This window comes from Enterobacter pseudoroggenkampii, assembly GCF_026420145.1.
Taxonomy (GTDB): Bacteria; Pseudomonadota; Gammaproteobacteria; order Enterobacterales; family Enterobacteriaceae; genus Enterobacter; species Enterobacter pseudoroggenkampii.
Map to the genome: position 1 here is coordinate 131,481 of NZ_JAPMLV010000005.1, position 13,913 is coordinate 145,393.

The 13,913-nt window shown below is 53.8% G+C and carries 12 protein-coding genes, 1 tRNA gene and 1 pseudogene; 8 read left to right on the forward strand and 6 right to left on the reverse strand.

What is annotated here, in order from left to right:
* Positions 1–115: 115 nt before the first annotated feature.
* The 3 genes from OTG14_RS18945 to OTG14_RS18955 all read left to right on the forward strand — a co-directional run bounded on the left by OTG14_RS18945 (position 116) and on the right by OTG14_RS18955 (position 1,758).
* On the forward strand, positions 116–832 hold the full coding sequence (locus OTG14_RS18945) for a DUF554 domain-containing protein (RefSeq protein WP_024906539.1): 717 nt from the start codon (positions 116–118) through the stop codon (positions 830–832).
* Between the two features lie 95 nt (positions 833–927).
* Positions 928–1,003 (forward strand) — tRNA-Phe (locus OTG14_RS18950).
* Between the two features lie 272 nt (positions 1,004–1,275).
* A complete protein-coding gene (locus OTG14_RS18955; protein WP_061714485.1) occupies positions 1,276–1,758 on the forward strand; it encodes an Hcp family type VI secretion system effector in 483 nt (160 codons plus the stop codon).
* A 24-nt stretch (positions 1,759–1,782) separates the two neighbouring features.
* Here the strand turns inward: OTG14_RS18955 and OTG14_RS18960 are convergent, their stop codons facing one another.
* The 3 genes and pseudogenes from OTG14_RS18960 to OTG14_RS18970 all read right to left on the reverse strand — a co-directional run.
* Positions 1,783–2,100 carry a DUF1493 family protein gene (locus tag OTG14_RS18960; protein ID WP_024906537.1) on the reverse strand — a complete coding sequence of 106 codons (318 nt, stop codon included), beginning with the start codon at positions 2,098–2,100 and terminating at the stop codon, positions 1,783–1,785.
* Entirely contained in the window at positions 2,100–2,552 is a 453-nt protein-coding gene (locus OTG14_RS18965; protein ID WP_024906536.1) for an STM2901 family protein, read from the reverse strand. The genes OTG14_RS18960 and OTG14_RS18965 overlap by 1 nt, the downstream gene beginning before the upstream one ends.
* A 107-nt stretch (positions 2,553–2,659) precedes the next feature.
* Positions 2,660–2,860 (reverse strand): annotated as a pseudogene (locus tag OTG14_RS18970) (hypothetical protein); the annotation flags it as partial.
* A 321-nt stretch (positions 2,861–3,181) separates the two neighbouring features.
* Between OTG14_RS18970 and OTG14_RS18975 the strand changes: the two are divergent.
* Positions 3,182–4,000: a DUF4225 domain-containing protein gene (locus OTG14_RS18975; RefSeq protein ID WP_248207224.1), complete on the forward strand. Its 819-nt coding sequence runs from the start codon at positions 3,182–3,184 to the stop codon at positions 3,998–4,000.
* Here OTG14_RS18975 and OTG14_RS18980 read toward each other — a convergent pair.
* Positions 3,978–4,304 carry a hypothetical protein gene (locus OTG14_RS18980; protein WP_071995311.1) on the reverse strand — a complete coding sequence of 109 codons (327 nt, stop codon included), beginning with the start codon at positions 4,302–4,304 and terminating at the stop codon, positions 3,978–3,980. The two genes, OTG14_RS18975 and OTG14_RS18980, sit on opposite strands and share 23 nt — an antisense overlap.
* Before the next feature lie 284 nt (positions 4,305–4,588).
* Entirely contained in the window at positions 4,589–5,116 is a 528-nt protein-coding gene (locus OTG14_RS18985) for a helix-turn-helix domain-containing protein (protein ID WP_050597738.1), read from the reverse strand.
* Positions 5,117–5,788: 672 nt separating this feature from the next.
* On the opposite strand from OTG14_RS18985, the gene pgaA reads away from it, so the two are divergent.
* From pgaA to pgaD, 4 genes are read left to right on the forward strand one after another with little or no spacing between them, the layout of a single operon-like run.
* The gene (gene pgaA, locus OTG14_RS18990) at positions 5,789–8,227 is read left to right on the forward strand and encodes a poly-beta-1,6 N-acetyl-D-glucosamine export porin PgaA (RefSeq protein ID WP_267215597.1); all 2,439 of its coding nucleotides are present in this window, start codon (positions 5,789–5,791) and stop codon (positions 8,225–8,227) included.
* Positions 8,228–8,235: 8 nt separating this feature from the next.
* Positions 8,236–10,173 carry a poly-beta-1,6-N-acetyl-D-glucosamine N-deacetylase PgaB gene (gene pgaB, locus OTG14_RS18995; protein ID WP_267215598.1) on the forward strand — a complete coding sequence of 646 codons (1,938 nt, stop codon included), beginning with the start codon at positions 8,236–8,238 and terminating at the stop codon, positions 10,171–10,173.
* Entirely contained in the window at positions 10,166–11,497 is a 1,332-nt protein-coding gene (pgaC, locus tag OTG14_RS19000; protein ID WP_208763251.1) for a poly-beta-1,6-N-acetyl-D-glucosamine synthase, read from the forward strand. The genes pgaB and pgaC overlap by 8 nt, the downstream gene beginning before the upstream one ends.
* Positions 11,494–11,925: a poly-beta-1,6-N-acetyl-D-glucosamine biosynthesis protein PgaD gene (gene pgaD, locus OTG14_RS19005; protein WP_061714482.1), complete on the forward strand. Its 432-nt coding sequence runs from the start codon at positions 11,494–11,496 to the stop codon at positions 11,923–11,925. Before pgaC ends, pgaD begins: the two co-directional genes overlap by 4 nt.
* A gap of 52 nt (positions 11,926–11,977) precedes the next feature.
* On the opposite strand, the gene gss is transcribed toward pgaD, so the two are convergent.
* Entirely contained in the window at positions 11,978–13,840 is a 1,863-nt protein-coding gene (gss, locus tag OTG14_RS19010; RefSeq protein WP_024906527.1) for a bifunctional glutathionylspermidine amidase/synthase, read from the reverse strand.
* Positions 13,841–13,913: the final 73 nt, after the last annotated feature.

Here is a 13,913-nt window from a genome sequence, read left to right on the forward strand (position 1 = left end):
TATTTTGAGGTGCAAGAAGGAATCAGTATGCACGAAACCACCCAAAGCTAAGGCTCGAGCAGGCCTGACGTGCCATAATAATGCAATATCAATGATTAAATAACAGGAGTTAACTTTGGTTATCGGGCCATTTATCAACGCAGGAGCCGTATTGCTGGGCGGCGTACTCGGCGCCGTGCTGAGCCAGCGGTTGCCGGAGCGGATTCGCACCTCCATGCCCTCGATATTCGGCCTGGCATCGTTAGGGATCGGTATTCTGTTGGTGGTCAAATGCGCCAACCTGCCGGTGATGGTGCTGGCCACCCTGCTCGGCGCGCTGATTGGCGAGTTCTGCTATCTGGAAAAAGGCATTAACGGCGCGGTGAGTAAAGCCAAAAACCTGATTGCCCGACCCGGCGGCAAGGCGAAACACGGCACGCACGAGTCGTTTATTCAAAACTATGTCGCCATCATCATTCTGTTTTGCGCCAGCGGCACCGGGATTTTCGGTTCGATGCAGGAAGGGATGACGGGCGACCCGAGCATATTGATTGCGAAGGCGTTTCTTGATTTCTTCACCGCCACCATTTTCGCCACTACTCTTGGCGTCGCCGTGGCGGCGATTTGCGTCCCGATGCTGCTTATCCAGCTGGCACTGGCTACCTGCGCCACGTTAATTCTCCCGCTCACTACGCCGGCGATGATGGCAGACTTTACCGCCGTCGGCGGCCTGCTGCTGCTGGCTACCGGGCTGCGCATCTGTGGGATTAAGATGTTTGCCGTGGTGAACATGCTGCCCGCACTGCTGCTCGCCATGCCGCTCTCCGCACTCTGGACGCACTTTTTCGCTTAAGGATGCGGCGAAATGGTGAGAGATTGCGCAGTCTGTAACGAAAACAACATTTTTCGTTGACGCCACCGGGCAGATCGGGTTTAATGCGCCCCGTTGCCCGGATAGCTCAGTCGGTAGAGCAGGGGATTGAAAATCCCCGTGTCCTTGGTTCGATTCCGAGTCCGGGCACCACTTCTTCAGAAAACCCGCCCTCGTGGCGGGTTTTTGCTTTTGCGCTAGTCCAGCAGCTCATACAGCCAATCACTGACAAAGTATTACGCTTCCAGCGTCAGACTTTCTTTTAATTTTTGATTAAAAAATAACAAGTCATTGTCTTAAAAAACAAAGACAGGCCGTAAACATGATCTGTTTTGAACTTCTATACCAGCTACGCGTATACGCTTGCCCGAATGGTCTGCGAAAGCAGGATGGAGATCCACACGCAAAAAGGAAGGAATATTCGAATGGCTATACCGGCTTATCTATGGCTGAAGGACGATGGTGGCGCGTTGATTAAAGGCGGAGTTGATGTTCAACACAGAGAATGCAGCATTGAAGTGAAAGGTTTTCATCATAACCTTGTTATCCCAACAGATAATGCAACCGGTAAAATAACCGGTACGCGAATGCACTCACCTATGTTGATCATTAAGGAATTCGATTGTTCAAGCCCATACCTCTACAAAGCCGTTGCGACAGGTCAAAACCTGTCATCAGCTGAGATAAAGTGGTATCGAATAAATTACTCTGGCATGGAAGAAGAGTATTTCAACATGTTGCTTGAAGACGTCAGGATAGTGTCGATTTCCCCTGCGATGGCTTCAGGCGATAACCCTAACGAAAACCATATGGAAACCATCGAACTCAGGTACGAGAAAATCACCTGGAAGCATAACGATGGGAACATCATCTTTAGTGATGCATGGAACGAGCGTCAATCGGCGTAAACATCATAAGGGGCTTTCAGCCCCTTAGTCATATAGCCAGCGCCCCGCTTTTGCCGACTCAATAATCATTTCGAGATTTAGCGGCTTGTACTGCCGATCGCGGAATTTTTTTCTGAGCCGAAACTGAAACCAATACAGCTCCGGTTCAAAATAATGGTCCATCACAAAGTTGCTATATTCAATTCCATACCGGGTGAAAAGGTCAAGCAGCATGTCCTCAAGATCTTCTGGTACGAGATTGAAATGCTCCTGGAAGGTCCATTCTTTCCTTGCCGGAGTTTTACGGTCACTATAATTCTCAGTGATGTAATCTAGTAATTCTTGCTCATCAGGAAGCAACATCAGAAGTATGTCCAGGCAATACGATCTTTAGGTCGCGCGATGAGGTTGTACTTGCTTCTCGTTTCTCTGGCAACCGTAATAAAAATAATCACCGCCTGAGTATAGCCAACATACGGAACCGCCCGCCCTACTGCTGCCCCGACCTTGTTTGTTAGACGTGTCTTACCCATACCAATGGTGGTTTCGACCCTTATGCCATCGGGGAAACGTGCTCCCTTTAAAATACGCCGCGCCACTTTCGAGGCAATACTTGTCCGTGATCCGGATGCACCCAGGACCTTTCGCTTAGGCAGAAGGGGTTGCCCAGCCAAAATGGTTGCAGCAGTCTCAACCGTCACCCCTATATGATTTGCAAGACCTTCAGCAAATATGAGCAAAAATAGCTCCTGCGCTGTTACGTTAGCATTACCGTGATAGAAATATGTTCCACCAGACTCTTCAACCGTGTCCATTACGCGTCCTTTCTCTCGTTTTGAGCCAGAGTAAATCCATATCTGAAACAAGGATGCTGTCACCGTCCATTTTTCTTAAAACTCAGAATAGCGCCCGCAAGACAGTTTTATGCTTTTGGTCTCTCCCCAACCCAGGGATCGTTCCTACCTGCGCCCAGCAGTTTGTTTTTGAAGATAAACAAACACGCCTCATTAAAATTCTCCGCCCCCAGCCGTTCCGAGAGCGCCGTCCGTTTACGATAGAGACTTTTCACCGACGTATTCAGCTCGCCTGCAACCTCCTCCATTAACATCCCTGCCCTCAACATGGACTGACCCCGCCAACCACTCAGCGAAATGAGTAAATTACTCAACAGGATAGGGGCTCTCCCCGTCATCCGGCTTTATCGAAAGTGCAAAGATTGCTTTCAGATATGTAGGGCAGCTATTCACTGGAGCAGGAGTGGCACAACACATGTGAGCACCGGCGACAAAGCAGGCCGAGGAGCGAAGCTGCAAAAAGCGACTTCTGCTTCAGACCCCGTAACTACATTGCTACTATATTGTCCATGCGTTGGCACGCATGGCTGTCAGAGGGAGCCGTTTATCAGTCTAAACAGATGCCGGTAAAGCAATTGAGAGGAATTACAATGGATGCAGCATTGCTTAACATGATGCAATCAGGTGGAAGAAATAAAGCCTGGGCGGAAACGATGGTGAATATGGAAGCCAGAAAACTGGTAAATACAGCCAACACTCTGTCGGCTTTTCATCTCAGCGATGGTCTGACTCGAATGAAGTTTATTCAGGAAATTCGGGACCTCATAGAACAACAGTTTACGTTAGCTCGTCGTGCTAAATCAGATGAAGAATGCATGGAATGCGTTAAAAAACTTAGAGAAGAAAACTATAACCTTCTGGAACAAGCTCGTTTATTACGAACTAAGGCAGCGAAGCTTTACGCTAAAGTCGAGTTCATCCGAGAGAATAACAAAATTGTTGGGTATGTGATCTCGGCAGTTAGTGTTGTCCTGGCCGGTGCTGAAATAGCCGCAGGATTTACCCTTATTGGCACTATGACCCCTCTCGGGGTCCTTGCTGGTGCGGTTCTGGTTACTGACGGGGCAAACAGCATCAGTAAAGAAGTGGCTCGCTACGCAACGAACAACACTACCAGTGAAGGGCTGGTCGCGGATGCCGCGATGTCTACAGCTGAGTTTATGGGCTTTAGTCGTGAGAACGGGTTAGGTGTCTACAAATCAATTTCACTGGCCGCTAACGCTTATACCATTTTTGGCTTGTTGCGGCGACCAGGTACCTGGCGACTGTTTCGTTATCTACCCACAGACTATTACCGAAAGGTGAGCACGCTGAGCCGCCCGCAGCTTACAATGAAAATTGCTGGTTATGGGGTCAAAGCTAAGATTATTTTTGATCTGTTGTCCGTCAGCGACCCGTCCCAGAATTAGTCAGCATTTTACGATAACGCCAGGATTTGTAGCCAAGTTTTGCTGGCGTTATATACCAGATAAAAGGGAGTACAATCAATAACGTGAGCGCAAGTGTCAGACTTGTATCCCTGGATGCAAGTAAAAGAGTTAAAGCCAGTATGATAAAGGCAATAATAGTTATCCACTTCATTGCCTTAAAACGATTGGCCAGATCATGAGTTACGCTATCAAACGAACCACCGTAATTCTCGATATTGTTTTTTAGCTTTTGAAGATCTCGTTTACTAAAACCTGATTTTAAAAGTGCTTCTTCGCTCGTCATTCTGCCATCCGTCCCATAACTCACTGAAACCTGTGACGAAGTTTAACTTAATTTGACGGATAAATCGCTCCTTGACGATATTTGTAAAATTTTTATTTAAATCAAATATTTGAAGATATGCTACACAGTAGCGGTGACCAGACTCTTCAATCGTGTCCATGACAACGTCCTTGTGTCGTTTTGAGCCAGAGTAAATCCAAACCCAAGGCCAGGAAGTTGTCCTCATCCAGCATTCTCAAAGCTCAGAATACCGCCCGCAATTTTGCTTTTGATCTCTCCCCACCCTAGGGATCGTTCCCACCTGCGTCCAGCAGTTTATTTTTAAAGATAAACAAACACGCTTCGTTGAAGTTCTCCGCCCCCAGGCGTTCCGAGAGCGCTGTTCGTTTGCGGTAGAGGCTTTTCACCGACGTATTCAGCTCATCGGCAATGGCTTCCATCGGCATCCCTGCCCTCAGCAGCCGCAGCATGATCGCTTCGTGCGTGCTAAGCCGTAAATTCAGCAGCCACTTCGTGGTCAGGCGCCTGCCCTTCATATTGAGCACCAGATTAAACAGCGAGGCCATATCCGGCGCAGTAAGCGACGTGTTCATAAACAGCTTCATACTGAGCAGATTCTCCTCGCGGTGACGCATATCAAGCATAACGCAGCAGATTGTTTTTTTCGTTCTGGCCGGATGGCGTATCAGGTAATCATATAAACGGAGCGGACAACGACTATCAATCAATACAGAATATTCATCTGCACCGTTATCAAATATGTTTCTGTCAATCGAGTCGAGCAGGATAATATCCGGAAAAAATATCCGCATTCCCCTGACAAGGTAGCGATCCTGAGTCACTAACACTATTGAAGTTGCCACTAACCATCCCTTTTAGATTAAAGCAAGAACGATCCTTCAGAAAGAAGGCCGCCTTCGTTTTATAGCGCTGTTATATTAACGATAAATGTATTCTGGCTTTGGACATCCCTCAATACAGACATTGATGAGTAAGACTTCCTGTAGACTATCATTCAATGTCTGCCATTAATTATAAATAAAAAACAATCGCAGAAAAGTCACTTCTCTAAACATTAAGAATTTTTGTCATGAAACTTCCCAAACATGCACCAGAAAGTACTTTAATTGAGGCGGATAAACGTCATTAAAAATATATACAAAACTGTCACAATAAAAATAAAATCATTTTATTTCAGTTAGTTACGATTAATCCTCCAATTCAAAATAATCATTAAAACCTGCTCATTCCAGAATTATCTCAAAACTACTCAGCCGCTTTTCAGCATATTTATCCGGCAACATATCAGGTGTACATTACCTCCCATCCAGTCTACTGAGATGAGGATCCATAATTACCTTTAAGTAAGTACCCCGTAACATCACTGCATTCAGATTTAATGTTCTCATTTATGGCCTTTTACGCTGAGCTTAAAGGCGGCCGTGTTATGCAATGGATTCATGATAAACAAATGGCAAATAGATATGGAAAGATCACTTAGCTTCAGTACATTATTCTTTTATCGCACCCCAACATTATTGTTTCTGTTATTACTCTTTCCTGTTCTGGTTCAGGCTACGGAATCCGTTTATGAGCAACAGATTCAACAGGCGCGTAACGGTAATTACACGTCGTTTCTCGATTATCTTCAGCGTTATCAGCAGCAGCATGCCCTGACGCCTGAACACGTCGCGGACTGGTTACAGGTGGCAGCCTGGGCAGGTCATGATGACGAGGTTATTCAGGTCTGGCAGCGCTACAGCATTTATATGCCGCTACCCGCCCGTGGCGTTGCGGCTGTCGCGCAATCCAGGCGAAATCAAAAGGCGTGGCAGCCCGCCCTGGCGCTCTGGGAAAAGGCGCGCAGCCTTGCGCCGGATAACGACGATTATCGTATCGGCTATATCAAAACCCTGGCCGATGCCCGCAAAGATACGCTTGCCCTGCAGGAAGCCCGGCGGCTGGTGGCGGAAAATCCCTCTCAGGCGCATCTTCAGACGCTGGCGTATGTCTGGTTACGCCAGGGAAAAAGCTGGGATCGGCTCTTAGCAGACACGCGCGCGCTGAATATCGCACCTGAGAATAAAACGCTCCTCAGGGAGCTGATTGATGCGCTAACGGATAACCGGGTCAATACCCCCGCGCTCCTTCTTTCACAAAAGGTGGCGCTGTCCCCCGCAGAGCGTCGTCGCCTTGAGCTGAATGCCGCAGCCGAAAGCGTTCGCCTTGCCGATGTGCCTGGCCGAACAGAAAAGGAGCGCCTGCAGCTTGCGCAATCTGCGCTGAATCGTTACGGCGCGCTGCTTGCTCGCTGGCAACGCGAGCCGCAGGCGGCGGAAGACATCATCCTTGCGCGTATCGACCGGCTCGGCGCGCTGTATGCCCATGGTGATTACCCGCGGGTCATCAGCGAATATCAGGATCTGACGGCAGCCCAGCATCCGGTGCCGGGCTGGGCAATCGGCTGGGTGATCTCCGCGTACCTGCAGGAGAAAAACGCGGCTGCCGCCTTCGCGCTTCTGCAACGCTATCCGCAATACGCTTCCGACCCGCAGGACGAGGAGCACGCGCTTTTCTACGCCTGGCTGGATACGGGAGAGTATCCGTCCGCCCGCCGGTATGCAGAGCGCCAGACCCGCAACGTCCCCTGGACCCGTTACGATTTCGGCTCCCCTACCCCTCAGCCTAACGATCTGTGGCTTACCGGGCAGTCGCTCCGTTTTAACTATTTGCTGGCGACGAATGCCCTGCCGGAAGCCGAAAAGCTGGCACACCATCTGGCGACAACGGCGCCGGGCAATCAGGGATTACAGATTGACTACGCCACGCTGCTTCAGGCGCGGGGTCTGCCGCGCGCGGCCGAGCAAACGCTGAAAATGGCGGAGGCGCTGGAGCCCTCGAATCTGGAACTTGAGCAGCAGCAGGCTTACGTCGCCATGGATCTGCAGGAGTGGCGGCAGATGGATTTACTGGCCGACGACGTCATCACCCGCACGCCCGTCGATCGCAGCGCCAGGCGTCTGGACAGGCTACGCACCGTCCACCATATGTCCGAACTGCGCCTCAACGCGAGCAAGGGCTTGCACTCCGATAACCCCGTCAGCGGGACGCACGACCTCAACTGGGACGCCACGCTCTATGGCCCGCCCGTAGCGGATAACTGGCGGCTGTTTGCCGGCACCCGCTATGCGCAGAGTAATTTCGAAGAAGGCAAAGGCACCAGCCGTCACCTGTTGGGCGGCGTCGAATGGCGACCACGCGACCTCCAGCTCGAAGCCGAGCTCTCCAGCAACCGCTATCACGGGGCAAACAAGCCGGGCGCTCGCCTCTCAACCTCGTACGTTCTGACGGATAACTGGCAGGTCAGCGGCAGCCTTGAACGCCTGTCGCGCACCACGCCCCTGCGGGCGTTACGCAACGGAATTAGCGCCAACCGGGGTGAAGGCGGGGTGCGCTGGTATCAAAACGAGCGCCGTGAGTACCAGTTCAGCGCCGCCCTCAGCCGCTTCTCAGACCATAACCGCCGTCAGGAATACACCCTCATGGGTAAGGAGCGTCTCTGGCAGACCCCGTCCCTGACGCTGGATCTCGAACCAGGGATCGCCGCCAGTAAAAACAGCCTGCACGACACGCTCTATTACAACCCGGCGCGGGACCTGTCCGTGACGGCCGCCCTGTCCATCGACCATGAAATGTATCGCCATTACGACACCCTCTGGAGCCAGCAGTTCGTGGCGGGTGGCGGCGGCTACTGGCAGAAAAATCAGTCCGCTGGCGCCATCACCCTGCTGGGTTACGGACAACGCGTTCAGTGGAACAACGTCATGGACACCGGCGTGATGCTGAACTGGGACAAGCGCCCTTACGACGGCAAACGCGAGAGCAACCTCTCCGTCACGTTTGATGCGACTTTACGCTTTTAAGGATGATGATGATGAACACACGTTTTTCCGTGAGCCTGATACTCATCGGCTGGCTCTGCCTCAGCGCGAGCGTCTGCGCGCAGGCATTTACGTTTATTGCGCCCAACGCGCGGCCACAGCTGGAGGCGAGCAAACCCTGGCCGCAGAACCAGTTTCTGGTACTGGCCTACCACGACGTCGAAGACGATGCCGCCGATCAGCGCTACCTCTCCGTGCGTACCAGCGCGTTAAACGAGCAGATAAGCTGGCTGCTGCACAACGGCTATCACGTCATCAGCGTGCAGGACATCCTGGATGCCCATGACGGGAAAAAAACGCTGCCGCCCAAAGCCGTTCTGCTCAGCTTTGACGACGGCTACAGCAGCTTTTACACCCGCGTCTGGCCGCTGCTTCAGGCGTGGAACGTTCCTGCGCTGTGGGCGCCGGTGGGCAGCTGGGTGGATACGCCGGAAAATCAAAAAGTTAACTTCGGCGGCCTGATGACGCCCCGCGATCGCTTCGCGACGTGGGACATGGTGCGCGAACTCAGCCAGTCCCCGCTGATTGAGATTGGATCGCATACCTGGGCCTCGCATTACGGCATTCCGGCCAACCCGCAGGGCAGCCGCGAACCGGCGATCGCCAATCGCTTTTATGATAAAGCAACGGGCCGCTATGAAACCGACCAACAGTTCAACCAGCGGATCGGCGATGACGTTCGTAAAGTGACCGAAAAAATCACGCAGGTGACGGGCAAGGCGCCGCGCGCCTGGGTCTGGCCCTATGGCGCAGCCAACGGCACGTCGCTCGCCATCGCCAGACAGCAGGGTTATCAGCTGGCCTTTACCCTTGAGGACGGGCTGGGGAACGTGCAGGAGCTGGGCAATATTCCTCGTCTGCTGATCGCCGGCAATCCCTCGCTCAAGGCGTTTGCCAGTACGGTCAGCCAGGTTCAGGAGCGCGAACCCGTGCGCGTCATGCACGTCGATCTCGACTACGTTTACGATCCCGATCCGGCCCAGCAGACTCAAAATATCAACAGGCTGATCCAGCGGGTCTACGACATGAAAATCAGCCATGTTTTCCTGCAGGCGTTTGCCGACCCGCAGGGCGACGGCAGGATCAAGGCGCTCTATTTTCCCAACCGTCGGCTACCGGTCCGGGCCGATCTCTTTAATTTTGTCTCCTGGCAGCTGCAAACCCGCGCGGGCGTGAAAGTCTTCGCGTGGATGCCGGTGCTCTCGTTCGATCTCGATCCTGCTCTGCCGCGCGTGCAGCGCCGGGATCGCCAGACAGGCCAACTGAGCGAGGCCACCGAGCCCTATATCCGGCTCTCCCCGTGGGACCCGCAGGTGCGCCAGCAGGTGACGGACATCTATGAAGATCTGTCCCGCTATGCCAGCTTCAATGGGATTTTGTTTCATGACGATGCGGTGCTGACGGACGTGGACGATGCCGGGCAGGACACGACTCGCCAGAAGAGCCAACTGCTTATCGGGTTTACCCACGCCCTGAGCCTGGCGGTGAAGCATATCCGTGGCCCGCAGATAAAAACCGCGCGCAATATGTTCGCCTTACCCATTCTGCAGCCCGAAAGCGAGGCGTGGTTCGCGCAGAATCTTGACGATTTTCTGGCGGAGTATGACTGGACGGTGCCGATGGCCATGCCGTTGATGGAGTCCGTCCCGGTAGACGAAAGCGATGCCTGGCTGACGCGTCTGGTTAAAGCGGTCGCCACGCGTCCCGGCGCGCTCGATAAAACCATTTTCGAGCTGCAGGCCAGAGACTGGGATAAGCAACCGCCGCGCGCCGTTTCCGACAGCCAGCTGGCACAGTGGATGCGCGTGCTCCAGCTGAACGGCGTCAAAAACTACGGCTACTACCCCGATGATTTCATCAACAACCAACCTGATATCTCACGTATCAGGCCTGTATTTTCTTCGTACTGGTATCCTGACAATGACTGATCGCATTATCGCCTTTTCTATTTTATGTCTGGTATTCGGGTTGCCGTTAGGCGTGGCCGCCCTCTTTACCGGTGAGCTGATTCTGGATTTTGTGTTCTTCTGGCCGCTGTTCATGTCGGTGCTCTGGATAACCGGCGGCCTCTATTTCTGGTTTCAGCTTGAACGCCACTGGTCGTGGGATAAAGACACGCCCGCGCCGACGCTCGCCGGTGAGCCGCTCATCTCCATTCTGATCCCCTGCTTTAACGAGGGACGAAATGCCCGGGAGACCATCAGCGCCGCGCTGGATCAGCGGTATGAAAATATAGAAGTTATCGCCATCAACGACGGTTCGTCTGACAACACGGCGGAGGTATTGCAGGCTCTGGCGCAGGAACATCCGCGCCTGCGGGTGATTAACCTCGCGGAGAACCAGGGGAAGGCGCTGGCGCTCAAAGCCGGGGCAGCGGCGGCCCGGGGCGATCTGCTGGTCTGCATTGACGGTGACGCCCTGCTCGATCGCGATACGGCAGCGTATCTGGTGGCACCGCTGATTCAGTATCCCCACGTTGGGGCAGTCACCGGCAATCCACGTATTCGCACGCGCTCCACGCTGATTGGTCGCATCCAGGTGGGCGAGTTCTCATCGATTATTGGGCTCATCAAGCGGACGCAGCGGATCTATGGCCGGGTCTTTACCGTCTCGGGCGTTATTGCCGCCTTTCGCCGACAGGCGCTGGCGGACGTCGGGTACTGGAGCCCGGACATGATCACCGAAGACATCGACATCAGCTGGAAGCTCCAGCTGCGCCACTGGGATATCTTTTTCGAGCCGCGGGCGCTGTGCTGGATCCTGATGCCGGAGACGCTCAAGGGTCTGTGGAAACAGCGTCTGCGCTGGGCCCAGGGCGGCGCGGAGGTGTTTCTGGTCAACCTGCGCAGGATTGTGCGCTGGGAGCATCACCGCATGTGGCCCCTGTTTCTTGAGTATGCCCTGTCAACGCTGTGGGCCTTCGCGTACGCGATGACGGTGCTGTTATTTATCCTCAGCCATATCGCCCCTGTTCCTGCCAGGCTGACCGTGGAGAGCCTTTTTCCACCGGAGTTTACCGGGCTGCTGCTGGGGGTGATGTGCCTCCTGCAGTTCCTGGTCAGTTTGTACATCGAGCGGCGCTATGAACGGAAGGTGGCCAGCTCGCTTTTCTGGGTGATCTGGTTCCCGATGGTGTACTGGATGATTGGCCTGTTCACCACCCTCGTCGCATTTCCAAAAGTCATGCTTAAACGCCAGCGCGCCCGCGCGCGCTGGATCAGTCCGGACCGGGGAAAAGGAAGCATTCAATGAACGAAAATACCTTAATTTTGACCGAACATCGGCTATTGCCACGTGTTTTCGATGCCGCGTTAACGCTGGTGGCGTGGGGAGGCTTTCTGTTTTTCCTGTATGCCCGGCTCTGGATGCAGCTCACCGAGGAGAGCGACCACCGCTGGGGCGTCATTATTGCGTCCTTTAATACGGTGTTGATCTATTTACTGTTCGCCGCGCTCAACGGCTGGCTGCTGATTTTGTGGTATCAGTACAACCGCCGCCGCGCCCACGTGAGGCGGCGTCAGCCGGGCTATTTTCACCAGGAGGAGCTGGCCCGCAGCTTTAATGTCTCACCGCAGATCATCTCCGAGATGAGCCAGTACAACCTGCTGACGGTCTATCATGACCAGATTGGCCGCATCATCGATCTGAAGATCAACGGGCTGGAAGAGGAAGAACAGTAACGAAAAGCCCCCGCAGAATGCCCTGCGGGGGCTTTTTTACTGCGGGTAAGAGCTACTTATCTTTAACTACAATCAGCGGCTCGATATCACTCTCTTTCTTCACCACCAGCGAGTCATCGCCGCGCAGGCAGGTTCCGCCGTAGTTCCCACCCACGGTGAAGGTGCAGACCTGAATGTACTTGCCGTCGACCTTCGGCAGGCACCACAGCTGCTGGTAGATGTTTTTACGGTCGACAAACTTGCCGCTGGATTTATCCAGCAGCTCGTCCTGGGCGCTAATCAGGTCGATATTGCTGCCGCAGCGTCCGGCAATCGGCTTGACGGCATAGCCGGTCTGCTTCAGCAGATCGTTAACCTCAAAATCGGTGTCGAGCAGGTAACGGTGGTTCGGGAACAGCTGCCACAGTACCGGGAGAATCGCCTTGTTGCCGGGAATGACGGTCCACAGCGGTTCAAAGACCAGCACCTCCGGGCGCAGCAGGACGTCAATCAGGCGCACCTCGCCTTCAGGATGTCCGGTGCGGATCGGCACGGCGGCATATTCGGTTTCGCTGACCTCACGGATCTGCTCTATCGCCGTCTCCCACGCCCAGGTTTTCCACACGCAGTTGACGTGGCGACCTTCGTCGTCAATCAGCTGTCCGGCGGCATCCCAGCTCAGAGCCCCCAGCCCGTGCAGGATTTTGGTTTCAAACCCGGCCTGCATCAGCGAACGCTGGATAAAGAGCGCGTGATAGTCCTCTTCGACATCGTTGTCCTGCATGATGTGGACAAACGGCCGCGCGTGACTGTGCTTCCAGGCGCCGGTCAGCTCTTCCAGCAGCCCTTCCGCCGGGTTATGCCCGTTGCCGCGATAGCCGTTTTTCACCCACTCTTCGAGAATCAGCCCGCCCTCGGTATGGCATGAGGCGGAATCCGCGTTGTACTCGTAGACCTTGATGCCGCGCTCATCCATGCAGAAATCCATACGACCGGTGATCATATGGTGACGACGCCACTGCCAGGAGAGGCGCAGGCGCGGCCAGAGGATTTTCGGGATGTCGAAAAGCGCCAGCAGGCTGTCGTCTTTCAGCACCTTGTCCGTCGCGTGCAGGTACATCAGATGCAGTTCGTTGGTGGCCTTGATCAGCTCCTGCTCGGCGCTTTCGGTAATGGTGAAGTACTGGCAGGGATCTTTGTTGATCACATGGCCGTTGGCGCGGATATACGCCTGCTGCAATGCGTCATTTTCGTTAAGCCATTTTCCGTCGAACTGACGCCTGTTTTTCAGCCGCGCGCCGCTGATTTTCAGCAGTTCGCCGTCGATTTCCGGCTGGGGAATGCTGTGTTCCGTGTCGTCGGTCTGGATCATCCAGCCGAGGATCTCCGTGTCGTTGAAAGTGTCATGGATCGTATAACACCCGTTCTCCACGCTCAGACGCAGCTCGCGCGTCCATTGCTGCCCGAGCGGCAGCGGAGAGTGAATCACGTTCTGCTCGGCGATACGCACCTTATCGTCCAGAAGCTGGGTGATCACCGCCACGTGGCCGGTCTCATGGAACTCGCCGCCCTTTTGCCAGATCAGCAGCGCCCCGGCCCGCGGCGCGCGTTTTGAGCCATTAGCAAAAGCCTGAAGGGGCAGGATGTTATCGTTCACCACCTGACGCAAAAAGCGCAGGGAGAAGATCTCCCATGCCATGCCGACGTCGGTAAACACGAAGCCATAGTTGAGAAACAGGAAACGGCGGGCAAATTCAACGCACTGCCACTTGTGGCCCATGTATTCGTTGCCAATATAGCTGCGAAAATCCGCATCTTCCGGGTAGTTGCGCGGGTCCAGACTGCCGTAATTTGAAGAGTAAATCGCCACGCCACCGGGCGCATAGCCTAACAATGTCCCGAATGGCGCATCACTGCTTAACTTTCCTTTACGCATGTATCCAACCTAAAACAGGCAGGCGGCAATTTTTTTAAGGGTTGTCGTCGTCTGCACGTTGTAATTAACCTGA